The following is a 21,142-nucleotide window of genomic DNA, read 5'->3' on the forward strand; positions in this document are numbered from 1 at the left end:
GGGGTGTGCCTCCAGTTACGTACGGGATGTCTCTTGTACTGCTGTGCCCTATTAGAAACATGCGAAAGGCGGACCCGCCTTCCCACCAGGGAAGTGAGGTCCGCCTCGCGAAAGCTTCCGATCAGAGCCTGACTCAGGCGACCGGAACGACGTTCACGACCTTGCGGCCACGGTGGGTGCCGAACTGCACCGCACCGGCGTTCAGCGCGAACAGCGTGTCGTCGCCGCCACGGCCGACGCCCGCACCCGGGTGGAAGTGGGTGCCGCGCTGGCGGACCAGGATCTCGCCCGCGTTGACGACCTGACCACCGAAGCGCTTCACGCCGAGGCGCTGAGCGTTGGAGTCACGACCGTTACGGGTGGACGATGCGCCCTTCTTGTGTGCCATCTCTCCTCAGTCCCTTACTTCGCAGCCGCGGGGATCTCAGTGACCTTGATCGCCGTGTACTGCTGGCGGTGGCCCTGACGACGGCGGTAGCCGGTCTTGTTCTTGTAGCGAAGGATGTCGATCTTGACGCCCTTGTGGTGGTCCACGACCTCGGCCTGGACCTTGATGCCGGCCAGCACCCACGGGTCGCTGGTGACAGCTTCGCCGTCGACAACGAGCAGGGTCGAGAGCTCGACCGTGTCGCCAACCTTGGCAGTGGAAATCTTGTCAACCTCAACGATGTCGCCGACAGCAACCTTGTGCTGGCGACCACCGCTGCGCACGATGGCGTACACGCGGATCTCACTCTCTCGCTCGGGAACGGCACCCCCGCAGTCCAGCCGCCCGGCAGAGCGAACGGCCTCTCCCGACCGGACAGGCCCGAGAGGAAGAAGGTTTACGGGGATGTGGCGTGTCACCTGTGGACACGCCGACGGTCAAGAGTACGGGGCCGCGGCCGAACGGGTCAAACCGGGCCCCGCCTCGTTTTAAACCTCCGGGTCAGGAGCCGAGGCTCTCCCGGTACGCCACGCACTCCTCGTAGGAGGGCAGCAGCCCCTGCTCACGCGCCTCGGCCAGGGTCGGCGCCTGCTCGTCCTTGGCGGAGAGCAGCGGGGCGAGCCCCTCGGGCCACTCGATGCCGATCTCCGGGTCGAGCGGGTGAATGCCGTGCTCGCGCTGGGGCGCGTACCCCTCGGAGCAGAGGTAGACCACGGTGGCGTCGTCGGTGAGCGCCATGAACCCGTGGCCGAGTCCCTCGGAGAGGTAGACGGCGTGGTGGTCCTTGTCGTCCAGGCGGACGATCTCCCACTGGCCGAAGGTCGGCGAGCCGGTCCGGATGTCCACGATCACGTCGAGGATCGCACCGCGCACGCACTTGACGTACTTGGCCTGCCCGGGCGGCACGTCGGCGAAGTGGATGCCGCGCAGGGTGCCCCGGCTGGAGACCGACATGTTGGCCTGGGCCAGGCTCAGCTGGTGGCCCGCGGCCTCCGCGAAGGCCGGGGCCTTGAACCACTCGTGGAAGCTGCCGCGGCCGTCGGGGAAGACCTTCGGCTCGAACACCCAGGCACCGGAGATCGAAAGGGGTCGCATCGCGGAGGTCTCAGCCCTTCTTCTGGTTGGTCAGGGCGCGCTTGAGGCGCCCGGCGGCCCGGCGCCACAGCGGGCGCGGCGCGGCGGCCTTCTTCTTGGGGGCGGCCGCCTTCTTCGCGGCGGCCGGCTTCGCAGGCGGGGTGTGCCGGTCGATCACCTCGGCGGTGCCGTCGGCGGCGACCACCACGTCGACCGGGAGCCGGGTCCACTTGCGCTCACCGCGGGCCGCGGAGGGCACACCGACCCGGACCGCCCACCGCATGCCGGTGAGCTGCTCCAGCGGCAGCGTGGCGGTGACGGTACGGCCGTCCAGGGCGGCGTCGGCCGGGTACTTACCGACGTTCTTGCGCTCGAAGCGCAGCTGGACGGGGTCACCGCCGGTCGCGGCGACATGCAGCGGCAGAGGCAGCCGTACGACGGAACCCTCGACCTTGCCCTCGGCCGGCGGCATGACGGCGACCGTCTCGCCCTCCAGCTTGTTGGTGTGCTGGTCGACGTCGAGCGAGAGGTTGCCGGGACCGTCGGTCCAGTACGGCAGGACCAGCCTGCTGGGCTCGCCGGTGAGGGCGGCCAGGCGACCGGCCTCGACGTCCTCGCCGCGCACCGCGCCGAGCCGGGTCTCCTTGCTCCAGCCGCAGGACTTGATCCTGAGGTGCAGGTCCCAGATGCCCTTGTCGAGCGGGACACCGGAGGCCGCGGTCTCGGGGTCGAGCTCCGCGCGGGCGGAGATCCGCTGCCGGAAGACAGCGTCCCCGGCCGCCACCTCGTGCAGCTCGCTGGTGACGGGCAGGTAGAACTGGCGGGCGTCCTCACGGTGCCGGACCACCAGGTCCACGTCGCTCTTGGACAGCGGGGCGTCCAGCGCGATGCCCTGGTCGTCGAGGGCCTTGAGGGCCTCGTCGGACAGCGGGAGTGCGAGCAGCTGACGCTCGCCCTCCCGACGGAACGTCATCGGCTCGTCGTCGATCTGCAGTTCGGCGTCGAAGCCGACCCGCAGGGTGCCGTCCCGCCACTGAAGCGAGGTGAGTTCGCCGGTGGGCTTGATTCCGGCCTCCCACTCGGCGAGCGCCCGGATGTCCTGGTACCGGTCGGCGAAGATCAGTCCGGCGACGACCTTCTGGGTGAGGCCGAGACGGGCGACCACACCCGGTCCGAAGCGCTCGGTGACCACCTTGTGGATCTCGGTGTACAGCTCCTCGGCGTAGTCCTCGGGGAGCTTGAGCAGCCGCTTGCCGCGCAGCCGCTCGACCATCTCGTTGCGCAGCCAGCGGCTGAACAGCTTGTCGCGCAGCGCGCCCGGCTCGGTCAGCGACTCGACGACGTCGAGGGCCTCACGCAGGTTGCCGAAGTAACCGACCGGGTCGAAGCGCTGGAAACCGGCGTTCGAGCCGTCGTCACGGGTGATGTGGTAGTAGCACAGGTAGTCGCCGAGGACGGCGACGCTCTTGGCCCGCAGATAGGCCTCGACGACGAAGACATGGTCCTCAAGACGCCGACGGCCCTCCTTGAAGCGCATGTCGTGCTCGTTGAGGAACTCGCGCCGGAACATCTTGTGCGGGGTGAGGCTGTCGATCAGCGGCGCGTTGGACACAGTGGCCCGCGGCCGGTTGACCCGGAACAGCTCCTGCGGGACCGGGCGTCCGATGCCCGCCATCTTTCCTACGACCACGTCGGCGTCGTTGGCCTTGCCGTAGTCGTACATCCGCTCAAGGGCCTCGTCGCCGAGCCAGTCGTCGTGGTCGACGAACATGACGTACTCGCCCTGGGCGGCGTCGATCCCGGTGTTGCGGGGGCGGCCCGACCAGCCGGAGGACTCCTGGTGGATGACGTGGAAGTGCGGGTGCTCGGCGGCGAGCTGGTCCAGCCGGGCCGGGGTCTCGTCGGTGGAGCCGTCGTTGACGAAGAAGACCTCGAACTCGTCCGGGGTCAGGCTCTGCCGGAGCAGGCCCGTGATGCAGTCCTCGACGTATTTGCCGGGGTTGTAGACCGCGATGACGACGCTGACCTTGACCGTCACGCCGTGTTCTCCTTCAGATGGACCCGGTGGATCTCCGGGAAGGCCTCGGTGAGAGCCGTGCGCCAGTCGCGCAGCGGCTCGATGCCGGCCTCGGCGAACCGGTCGTGACCGAGGACGCTGTAGGCGGGGCGGGGAGCGGGCCGCACGAAGGCCTCGCTGGTGGTGGGGCGGACCCGGTCCGGGTCGGTGCCGAGCAGGCGGAAGATCTCCTGGGTGAAGCCGTGCCAGGTGGTCTCGCCGGAGTTGGTGCCGTGATAGACGCCGGCCGGGGCGGTGCCGGCCAGGGCGCCGCGGCCCAACTCGACCAGCAGGCCTGCCAGATCGGCGCTCCAGGTGGGCTGGCCGCGCTGGTCGTCGACGACGTCGAGGGTGTCCTTGACGCCTTCCAGCTTGATCATCGTGCGTACGAAGTTGGGGCCGCCGGTGCCGTACAGCCAGGCGGTGCGCACCACGTACCCGCGCTCGGTCGCGAGGACCGCCTTCTCCCCTGCCAGTTTGGTGCGGCCGTAGGCGCTGCGGGGCGCGGTGGGGGCGTCCTCGGCGTACGGCGTGGTGGCGTCCCCGGCGAAGACGTAGTCCGTGGAGACGTGCAGCAGGACGGCCCCGGTGCGGGCGCAGGCCTCGGCGAGGTGGCGCGGTCCGCCGCCGTTGATCGCGAGCGCCTCGGCCTCACGGGTCTCGGCGTCGTCCACGGCGGTCCAGGCCGCGCAGTTGACGACCACGGCGGGCCGGTGCTCTTCCAGCGCCGCGCTCACGGCGTCGGCGTCGGTGAGGTCGAGGGCGGCGCGGTCGAGGGCGACATACCGCTCCCCCGCCTCGGACAGCCGGGCCAGGACGTCCTGGCCCAGCATGCCGCCCGCGCCCGTGACCAGCCAGGTGCGGTTGTCGGTCACAGCGCGGCCCGCTCCTTCAGCGGCTCCCACCAGGCGCGGTTGTCGCGGTACCACTGCACGGTCTCGGCGAGGCCCTGCTCGAAGCTCTTGCGGGGCACGTAGCCGAGCTCCTCGCGGATCTTCGTGCAGTCGACGGAGTAACGGCGGTCGTGGCCCTTGCGGTCCTCGACGTACTCGACGCTGGTGTCCCAGTCGGCGCCGCACGCCTTCAGCAGCAGTCCGGTGAGCTCCTTGTTGGAGAGCTCGGTGCCGCCGCCGATGTTGTAGACCTCGCCGGCGCGGCCCTTGGTGCGCACGAGCTCGATGCCCTGGACGTGGTCGTCGATGTGCAGCCAGTCGCGGACGTTGCCGCCGTCGCCGTACAGCGGGACCTTCTTGCCGTCGAGGAGGTTGGTCACGAAGAGCGGGATGACCTTCTCGGGGAAGTGGTGGTGCCCGTAGTTGTTGGAGCAGCGGGTCACGCGCACGTCGAGGCCGTGGGTGCGGTGGTACGACAGCGCGATCAGGTCGCTGGACGCCTTCGCCGAGGAGTACGGCGAGTTGGGCTCCAGCGGGTGCGTCTCGGGCCAGGAGCCCTCGTCGATCGAGCCGTAGACCTCGTCGGTGGAGATGTGCACGAAGGTCTTGATGCCCGCGCGGTGGGCCGCGTCGATGAGGGTGTGGGTGCCGACCACGTTGGTGCGCACGAACTCGGCGCCGCCGTCGATGGAACGGTCGACGTGCGACTCGGCGGCGAAGTGCACCACCTGGTCGTGCTCGGCCATCAGCTTGCCGACCAGCTCGGGGTCGCAGATGTCGCCCTGCACGAAGGCGAATCCGGGGTGCTCGCGCACCTCGTCGAGGTTGGCCGGGTTGCCCGCGTAGGTCAGCTTGTCCAGGACGGTGATCGAGACGTCACCGGGGCCCTGGGGGCCGAGCACGGTACGGACGTAGTGCGAGCCGATGAAGCCGGCGCCGCCGGTCACCAGAATCCGAGTGGTCATGAAGAGATCTGCACCTTGCTGTGATCACCGAGCACGAGCCGGTGTGCCTTGGGGTTACGGGGCGCGGGCGTGACCTCGACGTCACGTCCGATGAGCGAGGCCTCCACACGGCGCACGCCGGTCACGGACGAGCCGCGCAGCACGATGGAGTACTCGATTTCGCTGTCCTCGATCCGGCAGTCCTCGGAGACGGACGTGAACGGGCCGATGTAGGCGTCGTTGACGACCGTGCCGGCACCGATGATGGCAGGGCCGACGATACGGCTGCCACTGACGCTGGCGCCCGCCTCGATCCGGACCCGGCCGATGATCTCGCTGGACTCGTCGACCGTGCCCTCGTTCACCGGATCGACCGTCTCCAGGACCGACCGGTTGACCTCCAGCATGTCGGTGACGTTGCCGGTGTCCTTCCAGTAGCCGGAGATGGTCGTGGAGCGCACGTCACGCTTCTGGTCGATCAGCCACTGGATGGCGTGGGTGATCTCCAACTCACCGCGCCAGGAGGGCTCGATGGAGCGGACGGCCTCGTGCACGGCCGGGGTGAAGAGGTAGACGCCGACGAGTGCCAGGTCGCTCTTGGGCTGCTTGGGCTTCTCCTCCAGGCCCACCACCCGGCCGTTGCCGTCGAGTTCGGCGACACCGAAGGAAGTGGGGTTGGGGACCCGGGTCAGCAGGATCTGCGCCTCGGGCCGCTCGGCGCGGAACTCGTCCACCAGACCGGTGATGCCACCGACGATGAAGTTGTCGCCGAGGTACATCACGAAGTCCTCGTCACCGAGGAACTCCTGCGCGATCAGAACGGCATGGGCGAGGCCCAGCGGCGCTTCCTGCGGGATGTAGGTGACCTTGATGCCGAACTGGGAGCCGTCACCGACCGCCTCGCGGATCTCGTCGGCGGTGTCGCCGACGACGATGCCCACCTCGCTGATCCCGGCCTCGGCGATCGCCTCCAGGCCGTAGAAGAGCACTGGCTTGTTGGCGACCGGCACCAACTGCTTGGCGGAGGTGTGGGTGATCGGGCGGAGGCGGGTGCCCGCTCCCCCGGAGAGCACGAGAGCCTTCACGAGAATCCCTATTTGTCTAAATTAAGCGTCAATCTCGGCTCACATCATAACCCTGGGGACAGGCCAGGGATTCACCAGCCATTCACATGATCGATCACCGGTTGACAACTTTCCGTCGGACGCAATACCCACAGAATCACGAAATCCGCTCCCGGCGAACCAAGAGCGGATTTCGATCTTCAGACGGCTGAAACTACTCGGTGACCCTCCGTCAGTCCTCGTCGGCCTGGGTCGAGACGGAGCGCGGCGACTGCTGCTCGGCCGCCACCGTCTTCTTCGACGCCGCCTTCTTGGCGGTCGTCTTCTTGGCGACGGTCTTCTTCGCGGCGGTCTTCTTGGCAGCGGTCTTCTTGGTCGCGGCCTTCTGCGCCGTGGCCTTCTTGGCCGTCTTACGAGCCGCCTTCTTGACCGGAGCCGCCTCCTCGGCGGGCTCCTCCGTGTCGGCCGGCGCCTCCGCCGAGGGCACGACCACGACGGCCGCCTCCTCGGACGCGGTGGGCGCGGTGGCCTTGCGGACGGCACGGCGACGGGGACGGGCCGGGGCGGCGCTCTCGGCGGCGGCCTCGGGCTCGGCCTGGGCGGCCACCGGGGCCTCCTCGGCCTGTGCCTCGGCCACCGGCGCGACCTCGGCGACCGTCACCACGGTGGCCTCCGCCCCCGCGGGCGACCCGGCGGGCGCGGACACCTTGCGGGTGGCGCGACGACGGGTACGGCCCTTCGGAGCGGCCTCCTCGGCGACCGGCGCCTCGGCCTGCGCGGCGACCACCGGGTCCTCCGCGGCCACGGGCTCGGCCTGCGCCTCGGCGGCCGTCTCCGGCTGCACGGGACGCTCGGCTTCCACCTCGGCGGGAACGCCCTGCGCGGTCGGGGCCTCAGGGCTCTCGAAGCTCTCCTGAACCTCGGATTCACCCGTACGCTTCGACCCCGCGCCCCTCGGCGCCCCGGCCGGAGCCGACGCCCGACGGCCCGCCCTGCGACGGCCACGCCCGCGCGTGGCCGCGGCCTCCGCCTCGGCGACGCTGCTGTACAGCTCCTCGTCGACAGCGAACTCGGTCGGGGTGAGCGCGATCGGCTCGGCCACCTCGGCGGCGACCTCGGCCTCGGTCTCGAGCTCTTCCGGCGTCTCCACGACCGCCACGGCCTCGTGGGTGTGCTCGTGCCCGTCGCCGCCACGCCCGCGCTTCTTGCGCTTGCCGCCGCCACCGGCGGAGGTCGGCGTCTCCATGTGCACGATGACACCGCGGCCGTTGCAGTGGACGCAGGTCTCGGAGAAGGACTCAAGGAGGCCCTGGCCGACCCGCTTGCGGGTCATCTGCACGAGCCCCAGCGAGGTGACCTCGGCCACCTGGTGCTTGGTCCGGTCCCGGCCCAGGCACTCCAGCAGGCGCCGCAGCACCAGGTCCCGGTTGGACTCCAGCACCATGTCGATGAAGTCGATGACGATGATGCCGCCGAGGTCGCGCAGCCGCAGCTGACGCACGATCTCCTCGGCCGCCTCCAGGTTGTTCCTGGTGACCGTCTCCTCCAGGTTGCCGCCCTGACCGGTGAACTTGCCGGTGTTGACGTCGACGACGACCATCGCCTCGGTCCGGTCGATCACCAGCGAACCACCGCTCGGCAGCCAGACCTTGCGGTCCAGCGCCTTGGCGAGCTGCTCGTCGATCCGGTACGTGGCGAAGACGTCGACCTCGGAGGTCCACTTCGACAGCCGGTCGGTCAGGTCGGGGGCGACGTGCGAGACGTATCCGTGGATGGTCTCCCATCCCTCGTCACCGCTGACGATGACCTTGGAGAAGTCCTCGTTGAAGATGTCGCGGACGACCCGGACGGTCATGTCCGGCTCGCCGTACAGCAGCGTCGGGGCGTTGCCGCCCTTCGCCTTCTTCTGGATGTCCTCCCACTGCGCCTGCAGCCGCTCGACGTCGCGGCGCAGCTCGTCCTCGCTCGCGCCCTCGGCGGCGGTGCGCACGATGACGCCCGCGTCCTCGGGGACGATCTTCTTGAGGATGGTCTTCAGACGCGCGCGCTCGGTGTCGGGCAGCTTGCGGCTGATCCCGGTCATCGAGCCCTCGGGCACGTACACGAGGTAGCGGCCCGGAAGAGAGACCTGGCTGGTCAGACGTGCGCCCTTGTGCCCGATCGGGTCCTTGGTGACCTGCACGAGCACGGACTGCCCGGACTTGAGAGCGGACTCGATGCGCCGCGGGCCATTGGACATGCCCAGCGCCTCGAAGTTCACCTCACCGGCGTAGAGCACAGCATTGCGCCCCTTGCCGATGTCGATGAACGCGGCCTCCATCGACGGCAGCACGTTCTGGACCTTGCCCAGGTAGACGTTGCCGACGTACGAGGTCGACTGCTCCTTGTTGACGTAGTGCTCGACGAGCACGCCGTCCTCCAGGACGCCGATCTGCGTGCGCTCACCGCTCTGCCGGACGACCATCACCCGCTCGACGGCCTCACGGCGGGCGAGGAACTCGGCCTCGGTGATGATCGGAACGCGTCGGCGCCCCTGCTCACGGCCTTCCCGGCGGCGCTGCTTCTTGGCCTCCAGTCGGGTCGAGCCCTTGATGGACTGCACCTCGTCGGACGGCTCCGCCTTCGGGCGCGGCTCCCGCACCTTGACGACGGTCCGCTCGGGGTCGCCGTCGCCGGGCTCGGCTTCGGCGGAGGAGTCCCCGGCCCGACGCCTGCGGCGACGGCGGCGACGACTGCTGGAGCTGGAGCCACCGGCCTCGTCGGAACGGGCGTCGTCCTCCTCGTCGTCCTGCTCGTCGTTGTCTTCTTCGTCCTGTGCGGACCGCGTGGCCCGCCCGGTCTGCTCGGCGGCGGCTTCGTCGGAGTCCTCCGACTCCTCGTCACCGGACGCCTCGGCGGACTCGCCCCGGCGACGGCGACGGCCACCGCGGCGACGGCGCCGACGCGAACCGGTCTCCTCGGCCTCGTCCTCGTCGACGGAGTCCTCGGCGCCCTCGTCCGTCTCCTCTTCCGCTACGACGGTCTCGGCGGCGGTCTCCTGGGCCTCGGGCTCGTCACCGGCACCTCGGCGGCGACGGCGGCGCCGCGACCCGGTCTGCTCCTCGGCGATCTCCTCGACCGGCGCGGGGGACTCGACCGACTCGGCCGGCTCGCTCTGCCCGGCCTCCGCCACGGCGGCGGCCTCGGCGGCGGCCCGCTGCGGGGTCTGGAACTGTGGCTCGGTGAACACGGGCGCCTGGAACACGGCGACCGCGGGCCGCGCGGGCCGGCGCGGCGAGTCGTCCTCGTCCTCGGTGGCCTTTCGCGCGGGCTCGGAGAACCCGGTGGCGGCCTGACGCACGGACCGCCGACGGCCACGGCGGGGAGAGACGTCCTCGGCGGGGGCCTCGGCAGGCGCGGCGGTCTCGGCAGCCGGCTCGGACGGCGCGGGCTCGACGGCCTCGCCCTCGCGAGCGTCGGCAGGCGCGGAGCCGCGGCGCGTGGTACGCCGACGGCCACGACGCGGAGCCGCGTCCTCGGCCTCGGGCTCGGCCTCTGCCTCGACGACCGGCGCGCTGTCCACGGCCTCGGCGGCCTCCGCAGCGGCCTCGGGCGCGGACGCACGTCGAGTGGCCCGGCGACGCGTACGTGCGGCGGGCGCGGCGGTTTCGACAGCGGCCTCGGCGGCAGGCGTCTCGTCGGCGGGCTCGGGCTCGGCCGCGGCGGGCGCCTCGACGATCACCGGCGCCTCGGTCCCGGCGGCCTCAGGAGTCCCGGCGGGCGTGGACACCCGACGCGTGGCACGCCGACGGGTACGACGCGGAGCCGCGTCCTCAGCCTCAGCCTCGGTCTCTGCCTCTGCGGCAGGCGCGGCGGGCGTCTCGGCGGCCACCGGCACCACGGTCTCGGCAGCCTCGGCCGCCTCCGGAGCCCCGGCGGGCGCGGACACCCGACGCGTCGCACGCCGACGCGTACGCCCGGCAGGCGCGGCAGTCTCGACGGCGGCCTCGACCGACTCCTCGGTCTCGGCGCTCTCGACGTTCTCGTCGAGCTTCTCCTCCTCGTCCGTGACGAGGTCCTCGGCCTCCGCGACCGGTATGGCCGGAGCGACGACCTCCTCGCCGTCCGAGACGGCGGCGACCGGCGGTCCCGCCGGCCTGGACGCGGCACGGCGCCGACGGCGCGGCGGCAGGGTGTCGCTGGGAGTGTTCGGTTCGGAACCCTCGATGGGTTCGGTCGGTTCGAGCATGCGGGCTTTTCTCCCGTCAGGCTCCCGGGCGCCGCACCTGGTCCGGCGGGGATGCCGGTGACGTCCGCGGCTCGCGCGATGCGCGGTGCCGCCGTCCGGGGCGCGGGCGCCGCACGGGAGCTCTCTGTGTCCTGTCTCGCCGGTTCCGTACGCCCTCTTGGGTACGGCCTGGCGAAAGTCTTGTGGTCAGTGCGCTGCCCGACCCAGGTGGCTCCCGAGTACGAGGGCTGCGCTACGACGCCCGTCCTTCGCGGGACCTTCCTTACGCCGACACCTTCGCGGCGGCAGTCGATTCGGCCGTTGAGTGGGCCTCGACTGCCTCGCGGTCGGGCGCGAGCGGGTCGGTCACCGTGCCGGTCTCTTCATCGAGCAGCCCCTGCGCCAGCCTGGTCACCGCTGCGGGGACCGGCGGCGCCAGGTCGGCCACGGCGCGGAGACCGGACAGGACGTCGTCGGGTCGAACGGCAGGCGTCACGTGCCGAACAACCAGCCGCAGTATCGCACAGGGCTGGTCGGTCGGCCTATCAGCAGGTTCACTGTGCGTTTCAAGTTGTACGACCGCGGGGCGGGCGTCGAACGTCCTGAGGCCGTTCTTGGTGGTCCGCTGGACCTCCACGGCCTCAGCGGCGTTGAACGCGGCGACCGCGCGCCCGGCCTCCGCCGGCTCCACGCCGTCCAGCCTGAGCTCCCACACGGAAGCGGTGAGCCGGTCGGCGAGTCCCGAGGTCCTGACCTCGACCGCGTCGACGACGTCGAGCCCGGTGGGCAGCGACTCGTCAAGGAGGAGCCGAAGCTTCTCCGGGTCCCGCGCCTGAGTGAGCGCGATCTCCAGGTACTCCGCCTCACTGCCCGTGCCGGTGGGTGCGGCATTGGCGTACGACACCTTCGGATGCGGCGTGAACCCCGCCGAGTACGCCATGGGCACCTCGGCGCGGCGCAGCGCACGCTCGAAGGCGCGCTGGAAGTCACGGTGGCTGGTGAACCGGAGGCGGCCGCGCTTGGTGTAGCGCAGTCGGATGCGCTGCACCGCCGGTGCGGGCGGCGGGCCTTCGGGCTGTCGCTTGCCCAGTGTCGCTCAGTCCTTCGTGAGTGCGGTCGTACTGCTACCAAGAGTACGTGTGTCGGCGCCCGTCGGTTCCCGGCGGGCCACGGCTTCCCTCGCACGGGGGTTCGCCGGAGAGCATGCGCCGGAAGTCGGCGCGGGCCTCCCGTACGGATTCACGAGCGGAGGCCGGCGCGGCGCGGGTGATCCGGCCCACACCGCGTGCGGCCTCGGCGACGGGGCGCAGCACCACGTCCCGGATCACATGCCCTGCGTAGACGTCTCGGCGCTCCGTCCGGATGCTGGTTGCACGCTCACTACTGCGAGGATTCGAAGAACGCGGCCTGGTTCTTGCCTGCCGTTTTGGCTCTGTAGAGGGCCGTGTCGGCGTCCCTCAGCACCTCCGCAGACGTGGTCGGCCTGCTGATGCTCATGGCTCCGATGCTGGTCGTCACGTGGACTGAATGACCGTGGGCAAGGACGAAGGGGGCACTGAAGGAGTCGAGGATGCGCGTGGCGTAGTCGTGCAGCGTGCTCTCGTCCACGCCTTCCACCAGGAGCGCGAACTCGTCGCCGCCGAGCCTGGCCACCAGGTCCTGTTCTCGGACCCTGCCCGTCAGCCGCCCTGCGACGTCGACCAGCAGTTCGTCACCGGCCGGGTGTCCCAGCGTGTCGTTCACGTCCTTGAAACCGTCGAGATCGAGCAGGAGCATTCCGGCGGAGAAGTGGGCGGAGCACCGGCAGAGAGCGGATTCCAGACGCTCATTCAGCAGTGCTCGATTGGCCAGACCCGTCAACGGGTCGTGGGTCGCCTGATGGCTCAGCTGCTTCTGGAGCTCCGCCTGCTCCTGCAGCGAGGCGCTGAGGGCGAGGGCCCGCGTCCTCGCCGCCATGGCCCGGTCATGGGCGTACTGGGCCAGGAACGCGACGCGCAGCACCAGCAGCAGCGACAGGCCCGCCATCATGGCGACGAGCACCGTGACGTGCGTGGGCTGGTTCCGGATGCCTCCCACGTCGACCAGTACGATCAACGGCCCCGTCAGGATGAGCGCGATCTGGACCGACAGCCGCCGCCGGGGCAGCGTCTCCTGGTCCTCCGCGAGCCGCGTCGACCGTGCGACGGAGGGGTGCAACGCCGCCGCCCCCAGCAGGAGGGACGAGACCATCCACCCCAATTCGGACACGTCCTCCCAGATCGCGGCCCCGTTCGTCGCCTGGGTGCCGTAGTAGAGGCCGTCGGCGGCGAGCAGGACGAGCAGCCATCCGACGCACAGCAGGAACGACGGCGTGTGCGTGCCGGTGGTGAGCATCAGCCGTGCGGCCATGGACAGCAGCACCAGATCGGTGACGGGATAGGCGATGGACACCGCGAGCGGCCACGAGGACAGCTCGCTGCGCAGGTACGGGGCGATGATGAACGCCCATGCCAGAGTGCCGAATCCCAGCGTGACGATTCCCGCGTCCAGCAGCCCCGCCCAGTGCAGCCGACCCGCTTGCTGCCGGGCCAGCATCACCAGTCCGGCGGTGAACAACAGGTAGCTGCCCAGGTAGAGCACGTCGGCCACACCGGGGAACGGCACCTCGGCGCTGCGGACCTGGTAGAGGCCCCAGATCGCGTCCGCCGCCGCGTACGGTGCCATGGCTGCGGCCAACAGGTACCACGGAAGGGCCGATGGCGGCTTGTTCCTGGCCACACCCACCACGATCGCGAAGACGACCAAGGCGGATATCAGCGCGGGCAGCATGTAACGCGCCGAAGAGGAGGTGACCAGGAAGGTGACGATCACAGCGGCCCCTGCTACCGCATACGACCAGACCGCCGCGTCACGGCTGCCAGGCAGCCGCTTCTGAACGTTGCCCACGCCCTCATCCAGGTCCGTGGCGGCGACGATGGGAACGGAGCGTCTCCAGGGTGTGGCAGGTGCGGTCCAGTTCGTGCTGGAGACGGGGGGCGGCCTGGGTCAGTGGGGCCGGGTCTCCGGCGTCGGCATACCGTTCCAGCTCCTGGCAGCAGGCGGCGAGGCCGTGCGCCCCGATGTTGCCGGCAGCGCCTCTGAGGCTGTGTGCCTGCTCCGCGATTTCCCCGCTGTCGTGGCGGTCCAGTGCGTGGAAGAGGGCGTTGATCATCTCGGGCGCCCGGACGAGGAAGTGATCGACCAGCCGGTCCACCAGTTCGTTCTCGGCCGGGGAACCGGTGCCGCGTAGTTCGTTCAGCCGCTGCTCGATGGAACCGCGAGGCGCCTCGTCGTCTGCCTGGGAGTCGGGCGGGCGGACCCAGCGGGCGAGCGTCTCCCCCAACTCGTCGGCGCTGACGGGCTTGGAGACGTGGTCGTCCATGCCCGCGGCCAGACACCGTTCCCGGTCCTCGGCGAGAGCGCTGGCGGTCATGGCGATCACCGGCAGGTGTGTGTCTCCCCTCGCTTCGCGGCGGCGCAGTTCCTCGGTGGCGGTGTAGCCGTCCATCCGGGGCATCTGGCAGTCCATCAGCACGGCCTGGTAGCTGTGTTCCTCGGTCATACGCAGCGCCTGGATGCCGTCGGCGGCGACATCCGTGCTGTACCCGAGGCGGGTGAGCATGCCCTGGGCCACCATCTGGTTGATCTCGTTGTCCTCGACCAGCAGCAGACGGCCGCGTTGAGCCGTTTCGGGGATGGCGGGAGCGGGAGCCGATGCCGCGGTCGTCACCGGTGCTGTCCGGAGGGTGAGTTCGACCATGGCATCCATGAGCTGGGACTGCTGGACAGGCTTGGGCAGGCTGCGGGCGATGCCGGCGGCCTGCAGCTCGACAGCGGGCAGTTGGGAACCGGAGGTGAGCAACAGCAGCCGTACACGGGCGAAGTTCTGGTCGGTGGTGATCCGGCGGGCGAGTTCCAGTCCGTCCATTTCCGGCATGTGCATGTCGAGGAGAGCCAGCGTGAAGGGACGGCCCGCGGCCGCCGACTCATGCAGGGCCACCAGGGCCTCGGCGCCGCCGGCGACCGTCGTCGGCTGCATGTGCCACCTGCGCAGCTGCGCATCCAGAATCAGCCGATTGGTGTCGTTGTCGTCGACGACCAGGACTCGAAGCCCGCGAAGAGTGGCGGGGTCCACCGGGATCGGAGGTTGTTCGGGAGCCTCCGGTGCGCGCACGGGTACGGTGAAGAAGAAAGTGCTCCCCTGGCCGGGCCGGCTGGTGACGCCGATGGAGCCGCCCATCGCCTCGGTGAGCCTGCGGCAGATGGCCAGGCCCAGTCCGGTGCCCCCGTAGCGGCGGGTGGTGGAGGCATCGGCCTGGGAGAAGGCGTCGAACATCCGCTCCTGATCGGCCTCGTCGATGCCGATGCCGGTGTCGGCCACCTCGAAGTGCAGCCATGGCGAGTGCTCTGCGGGCGGCCGGGACGGCGCCGGGCGGGCCCTGAGCACGACCTCCCCGGATTCGGTGAACTTCACCGCGTTGGACGCCAGGTTGAGCAGGATCTGCCGGAGGCGGCCGGCATCCCCGAGCACCATCGCGGGCAGCTCGGGATGACAGTCGCTGAGCAGTTCCAGGCCCTCGGCCTGGCTGGTCTGTGCCACCAGCGAGACGACCTCTTCCACCAGCGCCTGCGGGCTGAAGGCGACCTCATCCAGTTGGATCTTGCCCGCCTCCAACTTGGAGAAGTCCAGGATGTCGTTGATGAGCGTGAGCAATGCCGAGCCGGCGGCCTGAATGCCCTCGGTGTAGCGGCGCTGTTCGGCATCCAGTGCGGTGCCCAGCAGCAGGTTGCTCAGCCCGATGACCCCGTTCATGGGGGTACGGATCTCGTGGCTCACCGAGGCGACGAACTGAGACTTCGCCTGGGATGCGGCAATCGCCTGGTCGCGCGCCTCAGCCAGGGCGGCTTCGGCCTGTTTACGCTCGCTGATGTCGCGGATGAACGCGTTGAAGCAGCGCGCCTTGGCCGACTTCATCCGCCACACCGTCAGTTCGACCGGGATCTCGTGGCCGTCGTGGTGCAGGGCGCTGAGTTCGAGACGGCGTCCCAGCACATGAGCCTCTCCGCCGGCCAGCACCCGCCGGAGACCGGCGGCGTGGGCGGCGCGGTATCGCTCGGGCATGATCGTCTCGCTCAGCGGACGGCCCATCACCTCGCGGTTGCTGAACCCGAACAGCTTCTCGGCGCTCTGGTTCCAGTCGATGACGAGGCCGTCCTCGTCTATGGAGACGAACGCGTCCCAAGCGGTTTCGATGACGGAACGCGCCTGGTCCTGCAGCAGTCGCAGCGCTTCCTCCCTGCGCCGCTGGCCCTCCGCCTCCCGGGCGAACCCGCGCACCTCCGACGGCTCGCCCGCGGCGTCCCGCACCACCCAGGACGTCGCCTCCACCCACACCTGGTGCCCGTCCTTACGACGCAGACGCAGACACACCACCACACGGCCGTGGCGGTGCAGATCCCGCTCCGCCCACTCGAACTCCTCCACGTCGCCGGGATGCACCCAGGACTTCACGCTTGTCCCGACGGTCCTCTCGACCGGCTGCCCCAGCAGCGCCTCACCCGCGGAGGACACCTCCTGGTAGACACCGTCGAGCGTCCGGCGGAAGACCATGTCCGCGGAGTTCTTCAGCAGCAGCCGAAACCGCTCCTCGTCGTCCGCCGCGTACTGCCCCGGCGTGGTTGGGGGCTCCTGATGCATGGTCCGCCTCCACATGAACTTCCGACAGGCCGCGACAAAAGGTGCGGTGCGGACATTTCCAGGACGTTTCCAGCCAAGAGCGAACCATCGAAGATCGCAAATCGAGCCTCCGGGGCCGTTTGCGGCATTCGGGTGGCCCGGTCGCCCGGCACCACCGCACCGACGGCCGCCCGTGCCAGTCTCCTGACGGCACGTCAGCCATGGCTCCCCCGCACGGAAGGCACTCGTCCGATGACCACTTTCGCCCTGGCCTTCTGGAAGAGGAACGCCCGCGCAGTCGTCGCGTCGGGGCTGCTCTGCGCCGCCCTCACCGGTACCACCGCACACGCCTCCGGCCAGGGCACGGCGACCGCTCAGCCCTTCGCCGGCCCGGCGCTGTTCGACGACTTCGACTACACCGGCTACAGGGATCCGCTGATCTCCCGGCACGGCTGGACGCTGAAGTCGGGTCAGGGCGGCCCTGGGGTGCAGGGCGCCACCTGGAGGCCGCGGAACATCACGTTCGGCACCGAGGCCGGCAACTCCGTCATGACCCTGCGCTCCGGCACCGACGGCACCAGGGCCGGTACCGAACAGACCGAGATCTACCACCAGCGCAAGTTCTAGTACGGCACCTACGCCGCCCGGGTCCGGTTCAGTGACGCCCCGGTGTCCGGGCCGGACGGCGACCACATGGTGCAGACGTTCTTCACCATCTCGCCGCTGAACCAGCCGATGGACCCGGACTACAGCGAACTCGACTTCGAGTACCTGCCCAACGGCGGCTGGAGCGTCCCGAGCAGCGCCCTGCTGGCCACCTCGTGGGAGACCTACCAGGAAGACCCCTGGCAGGCCGTCGACATCACCACCCAGGAGCGCGCGAGCTTCGCCGGCTGGCACAACCTGGTCGTGACGGTCGACGCCGAGCACATCACCTACCACGTCGACGGCCGGCTCTTCGCGACGCACCCCCAGCCGTACGTACCCGAGACGACGATGACCCTGCGCTTCAACCACTGGCTGATCGACCTGCTGGGAACGAACAGCAGGAGGCCGCGCTCGTACGAGGAGAAGGTCGACTACGTGTACTTCCTCAAGGACCAGGCGCTGAACCCGTCCCAGGTTCAGGGTGCCGTCGACGACTACCGGGCACGGAAAGTGACCTTCGAGGACGGTGTATGAACCCACGGCCAGGACACCGCCGTTCAGGGGGAGTCCGGCGCATGGTCGGGGTCGGTGAGCGGCAGCCGGGCGGTGATCGTGGTACCTCGGCCCTCCTGGGAGCGCACCCGCGTCTCACCACCGTGGTTCGCCACGATCGTGCGCACGATGGTCAGCCCCAGGCCGGTTCCCGGGATGGCCGCGTCGGTGGCGTTCGAGGCGCGGAAGAACCGTTGGAAGAGCTTCTCCTGCTCCTTCTCGGGGATGCCGATGCCGGTGTCGCTGACACTGAGGATCACCTCGCCGTCCTCCCGCTCGGCACGGACGCTGACCTTCCCGCCCTCCGGGGTGAACTTGACGGCGTTGGACAGCAGGTTCATCAGCACCCGATCGAGTTGTTCGCCGTCCGCGTGCAGGACCAGCGGCCGTTCGTCGCACCGCGTGTCCAGCGAGACCGAGGCGGCCTCGGCGGCCGGCTTGATCGCGTCGACGGCCGAGGTCACCAGACGGCGCAGGTCGACCGCTGCCTTGCGGGAGGTGAACGCCCCCGACTCGATCCTGGAGAGGGTGAGCAGGTCCTCGATCAGCGCCCGCAACCGGTTCGCGTTCCTGTCGACGACGTCCAGCATGTGCAGCTGAGGCTCGGTGAGCGGTCCGGTGTCCTCGTCCTTCAGCAGCTCCACGTATCCCACGATGCTGGTCAGCGGGGTGCGCAGCTCATGGGAGACGGTGGACAGGAAGTCACTCTTGGCCTTGTCCAGGGCGCGCAGCTTCTCCACCAGGCTCGACTCCTGCTCGTATAGCAGCGCGGTGTGCAGCGCCCGGCCGACGCCGCTGGCCATGGACTCGGCGATCTCGATGTCCACCGGACGCCAGGGCCGGTCGGCGCTGGTGCGGGCGACGGACACGGCACCGATGGGTTCCTCTCCCACGCCCACAGGGATGATCACCGCCGAGTCCAGGCCCAGCGCCGCAGCGGCGACGCGGTTCTCGGCGGGCATGCCGGTCCTCCCGAAGGAGCCCGGCGCACCCGGCATGGGCGTGGTGTCGGACACGTACCGGTGCAGGTCGGTGGCCAGCCAGACCGTGCCGCGCCGGTAGTGGTCGCGGACCACGTCCGCCGGGAGCGTCGGAATCGCCCTGCGCTCCTCGTCGGACAGCAGACCCCGCTCCGCGGACCACACCCGGGCCACCGGGAATGCGGAGCCGTGCTTCTCGGCGAGCAGGATGAAGACGTAGTCGGCGGCCAGGACCTCGCCGATGCCGCGGCTCGCGGTGTCCAGGACGTGGTCGACGTCGAGCTGATCCCTGATCCGGATGCCCGTCTCCCTCGCGGCCCGCGACAGCTGCTGCCGCACCTCCTCGACCCCACGCAGCCGGTCACCCTCGTCGGCGAGCGAGTTCACCGACCGGGCCACCACCCTGATCTCCTCCGGCCCCATCTCCTGGGCACGCGCCGAATGGTCTCCCACGGTGAGCCGGCCGAGCGTCCGCTCGACGTCGCCGAGCGGACGCGTCAGGGCGCGAGTGGTACGTACGGAGGCGTACACCGCCAGGCCCAGGGCCAGGGCCACCGTGGCGCCGAGACCGGCCGTACCGGCCCGGAACACCGTGTCGCCGTGCCGGTCCATGCTCTTCTCTTCCGCCTTCAGTTGACTGTTCAGGCGGTCGTTGGCCAGCTCGAACGCCCTGAACCGCCGGGTCGCCTCACGGGTGAGCACCGCGGCCTGCTCGCTTCTCGGAGTACTGCGCGTCTGCTCGTCGGCGACACGGAAGTAGGCAGCGAGATCTCGCTGCTGCGGTGCGATGTCACTCTCGTCCACGACGTCGTGCCCACGCAGGTCGTCGATGACCGACGGAATACGACCCTGGGACACGCGAAAGGCGGCGAGCTCACTCTGGTCACCGGTGATCAGATAGCCCCGGACCGACCGCTGCGCATTGATGGCCTCGGTGCGCAGGCGCCGGTTGTCGTCGTCGGCGGGATGGATCCGGTCGATGATCTGGTCGTAGTGGCTCTGCAGAAGCTGCGCACCGATCAACGTGCCGATGCCGCACAGCGCGATCAGAAAGGTCAGCAGCCCGAACGTGTACCCGAGCCGGCGCCCCACGGAGCCGTTGACCCGGTCGGCGATGCCGTTCATACGCGATCACCTCCGCCTTCCTTCACCTCGCCGGGCGAGTCGAATCCCGCGCGGGTCAGCGGCGTCCACACCTGGGGAGTCCGGTGCAGCGCGTCCCACATGCCGCGCAACCGCCACCACGCCGTGAGCTGGCGGTAGCCCAGGTTCTCGGCGACCACGCCGACGACGGCGCCCCAGACGTCCTTCCATCGCGAGAACCGGTGGAAGGCGTACTCCTCCACCGCGACCGAGACGAGGCTGACCACCGCCGCATAGGCATAGGCGGCGAGCAGGAACTTCCACAGGAAGTCCACGTTCACCGCGCCGAGCAGGACGCTCAGCGGAACCAGCACAAGACCGGAGAGTTCCACCAGCGGCGCCAGCAGTTCGAAGAAGAGGTAGAAGGGCAGCGCCAGCATGCCTACGACGCCGTAGCGGGGATTCCCGATCATGCGCCAGTGCTTGAGCATGATCTCGGTCAGCCCGCGGTGCCACCGCCGTCGCTGGGAGGCCAGGTCCGCAAGTCGGGTGGGCGCCTCGGTCCAGGAGATCGGCTCGGTGACGAAGGCGATGCGGTACGCGCGGCGCTGTCGGCGCATGTCCCGGTGCAGCCGGATGACCAGCTCGGCGTCCTCGCCGATGCAGTTTGCGTCCATCCCGCCCGCCGCCACCACGGCGTCCCGGCGGAAGAGCCCGAAGGCACCGGAGATGATCAGCAGGCCGCCGATCTTGGACCATCCGGTGCGGCCCAGGAAGAAGGCACGCAGGTACTCGACGACCTGAATGCGTGCGAGCAGTTCGGAGGGGACGTGCGGATCGACCACACGGCCGGCGACCACCCTGCAGCCGTTGGCGATACCGATCACACCGCCGGTGCCCACCATCCGCACCGGATCGTCGCTGAACGGTTTGGCCACGGTGAGCAACGCCTCCGCATCGAGGATCGAGTCGGCGTCCACCAGGCACACCAGCGGATAGCGCGCCAGGTTGATCCCCGCGTTGAGCGCGTCGGCCTTGCCGCCGTTCTCCTTGCGGGCCACCACCAGTGGTACCGGGCCGCCCCTGGGCAGGTTGACCGAAAGGATCCTGCCGCGGGTGGGGACGTCGTACGACACCACGTACTCGACCTCCGAGAGGTCGAAGGCCTCCCGCAGGACGTCCAGCGTGCCGTCGGTGGAGCCGTCGTCGACGACGATGACCTCGAACATGGGATAGCGCAGCAGCAGCATCGCGCGCACCGCCTCGACGATGCCGGCCGCCTCGTTGTGCGCGGGCATGATCAACGACACGGGCGGAGTGAAGGTGCTGGTCGCGGCGTCGTCGTAGCCCGCGAAGGGGGCCCGGCGCAGCCGTCTGACGAACTCCCCGAGGGCGATGAGGATCAGGATCAGCTGGCCGGAGTTGATGACGAGGAAGTAGCTGATGATCACGGTGTCGCAGACGGAGATCAGTGTGTGCGCCGCGCCGAGCAGCCACTCCCAGGGCTCGCCGGCCATGG

General features: G+C 69.8%; 15 protein-coding genes and 1 pseudogene. 2 read left to right on the forward strand and 14 right to left on the reverse strand.

Going from position 1 to position 21,142, the window contains the following annotated elements; translation table 11 throughout:
* Nucleotides 1-133: 133 nt before the first annotated feature.
* The 12 genes and pseudogenes from rpmA to ACI2L1_RS08580 form a co-directional block, all read right to left on the reverse strand.
* Nucleotides 134-388, reverse strand: coding sequence for a 50S ribosomal protein L27 (gene rpmA, locus ACI2L1_RS08525; RefSeq protein WP_123760699.1), 255 nt, complete (start codon nt 386-388; stop codon nt 134-136).
* Nucleotides 389-402: 14 nt separating this feature from the next.
* Nucleotides 403-723 carry a 50S ribosomal protein L21 gene (gene rplU / locus ACI2L1_RS08530; protein ID WP_030601628.1) on the reverse strand — a complete coding sequence of 107 codons (321 nt, stop codon included), beginning with the start codon at nt 721-723 and terminating at the stop codon, nt 403-405.
* A 205-nt stretch (nt 724-928) separates the two neighbouring features.
* On the reverse strand, nt 929-1,522 hold the full coding sequence (rfbC, locus tag ACI2L1_RS08535; RefSeq protein WP_404738551.1) for a dTDP-4-dehydrorhamnose 3,5-epimerase: 594 nt from the start codon (nt 1,520-1,522) through the stop codon (nt 929-931).
* 10 nt (nt 1,523-1,532) lie between these two features.
* A complete protein-coding gene (locus ACI2L1_RS08540; RefSeq protein WP_404738552.1) occupies nt 1,533-3,539 on the reverse strand; it encodes a glycosyltransferase family 2 protein in 2,007 nt (668 codons plus the stop codon).
* Entirely contained in the window at nt 3,536-4,432 is an 897-nt protein-coding gene (gene rfbD, locus ACI2L1_RS08545; protein ID WP_404738553.1) for a dTDP-4-dehydrorhamnose reductase, read from the reverse strand. The genes ACI2L1_RS08540 and rfbD overlap by 4 nt, the downstream gene beginning before the upstream one ends.
* Nucleotides 4,429-5,415 carry a dTDP-glucose 4,6-dehydratase gene (gene rfbB / locus ACI2L1_RS08550; protein WP_404738554.1) on the reverse strand — a complete coding sequence of 329 codons (987 nt, stop codon included), beginning with the start codon at nt 5,413-5,415 and terminating at the stop codon, nt 4,429-4,431. Before rfbB ends, rfbD begins: the two co-directional genes overlap by 4 nt.
* Nucleotides 5,412-6,479 (reverse strand): glucose-1-phosphate thymidylyltransferase, encoded by a 1,068-nt coding sequence (locus ACI2L1_RS08555; RefSeq protein ID WP_404738555.1) that lies wholly within the window; start codon nt 6,477-6,479, stop codon nt 5,412-5,414. The genes rfbB and ACI2L1_RS08555 overlap by 4 nt, the downstream gene beginning before the upstream one ends.
* A 211-nt stretch (nt 6,480-6,690) precedes the next feature.
* Complete coding sequence (locus ACI2L1_RS08560) at nt 6,691-10,686, reverse strand: Rne/Rng family ribonuclease (RefSeq protein WP_404738556.1); 3,996 nt, start codon at nt 10,684-10,686, stop codon at nt 6,691-6,693.
* A gap of 262 nt (nt 10,687-10,948) precedes the next feature.
* Entirely contained in the window at nt 10,949-11,713 is a 765-nt protein-coding gene (locus tag ACI2L1_RS08565) for a TIGR03936 family radical SAM-associated protein (protein ID WP_404738557.1), read from the reverse strand.
* A gap of 48 nt (nt 11,714-11,761) precedes the next feature.
* A pseudogene (locus ACI2L1_RS08570) lies at nt 11,762-11,999 on the reverse strand (hypothetical protein); the annotation flags it as partial.
* 46 nt (nt 12,000-12,045) lie between these two features.
* Nucleotides 12,046-13,590: a diguanylate cyclase domain-containing protein gene (locus ACI2L1_RS08575; RefSeq protein ID WP_404738558.1), complete on the reverse strand. Its 1,545-nt coding sequence runs from the start codon at nt 13,588-13,590 to the stop codon at nt 12,046-12,048.
* Between the two features lie 4 nt (nt 13,591-13,594).
* Nucleotides 13,595-16,381 (reverse strand): response regulator, encoded by a 2,787-nt coding sequence (locus tag ACI2L1_RS08580; protein ID WP_404738559.1) that lies wholly within the window; start codon nt 16,379-16,381, stop codon nt 13,595-13,597.
* 231 nt (nt 16,382-16,612) lie between these two features.
* Here ACI2L1_RS08580 and ACI2L1_RS08585 point away from each other — a divergent pair, with 231 nt between their 5' ends.
* Complete coding sequence (locus tag ACI2L1_RS08585; protein ID WP_404738560.1) at nt 16,613-16,987, forward strand: hypothetical protein; 375 nt, start codon at nt 16,613-16,615, stop codon at nt 16,985-16,987.
* A 66-nt stretch (nt 16,988-17,053) separates the two neighbouring features.
* Nucleotides 17,054-17,542, forward strand: a complete 489-nt coding sequence (locus ACI2L1_RS08590) for a glycoside hydrolase family 16 protein (RefSeq protein WP_404738561.1) — start codon at nt 17,054-17,056, stop codon at nt 17,540-17,542.
* A gap of 23 nt (nt 17,543-17,565) precedes the next feature.
* Here the strand turns inward: ACI2L1_RS08590 and ACI2L1_RS08595 are convergent, their stop codons facing one another.
* A complete protein-coding gene (locus ACI2L1_RS08595; RefSeq protein ID WP_404738562.1) occupies nt 17,566-19,665 on the reverse strand; it encodes an ATP-binding protein in 2,100 nt (699 codons plus the stop codon).
* Nucleotides 19,662-21,140 carry a glycosyltransferase family 2 protein gene (locus ACI2L1_RS08600; RefSeq protein ID WP_404738716.1) on the reverse strand — a complete coding sequence of 493 codons (1,479 nt, stop codon included), beginning with the start codon at nt 21,138-21,140 and terminating at the stop codon, nt 19,662-19,664. The genes ACI2L1_RS08595 and ACI2L1_RS08600 overlap by 4 nt, the downstream gene beginning before the upstream one ends.
* Nucleotides 21,141-21,142 lie beyond the last annotated feature (2 nt).

Source organism: Streptomyces sp. NPDC019531 (assembly GCF_044903305.1).
Taxonomy (GTDB): Bacteria; Actinomycetota; Actinomycetes; order Streptomycetales; family Streptomycetaceae; genus Streptomyces.

Bases quoted from the DNA above. Each gene is read 5' to 3' on its own strand.
- ACI2L1_RS08585 (WP_404738560.1), top strand. From the start codon at position 16,613: ATGACCACTTTCGCCCTGGCCTTCTGGAAGAGGAACGCCCGCGCAGTC.
- rfbC (WP_404738551.1), bottom strand. From the start codon at position 1,522: ATGCGACCCCTTTCGATCTCCGGTGCCTGGGTGTTCGAGCCGAAGGTC.
- ACI2L1_RS08600 (WP_404738716.1), bottom strand. From the start codon at position 21,140: ATGGCCGGCGAGCCCTGGGAGTGGCTGCTCGGCGCGGCGCACACACTG.
- ACI2L1_RS08595 (WP_404738562.1), bottom strand. From the start codon at position 19,665: ATGAACGGCATCGCCGACCGGGTCAACGGCTCCGTGGGGCGCCGGCTC.
- ACI2L1_RS08590 (WP_404738561.1), top strand. From the start codon at position 17,054: ATGGTGCAGACGTTCTTCACCATCTCGCCGCTGAACCAGCCGATGGAC.
- ACI2L1_RS08560 (WP_404738556.1), bottom strand. From the start codon at position 10,686: ATGCTCGAACCGACCGAACCCATCGAGGGTTCCGAACCGAACACTCCC.
- ACI2L1_RS08580 (WP_404738559.1), bottom strand. From the start codon at position 16,381: ATGCATCAGGAGCCCCCAACCACGCCGGGGCAGTACGCGGCGGACGAC.
- rpmA (WP_123760699.1), bottom strand. From the start codon at position 388: ATGGCACACAAGAAGGGCGCATCGTCCACCCGTAACGGTCGTGACTCC.
- rfbB (WP_404738554.1), bottom strand. From the start codon at position 5,415: ATGACCACTCGGATTCTGGTGACCGGCGGCGCCGGCTTCATCGGCTCG.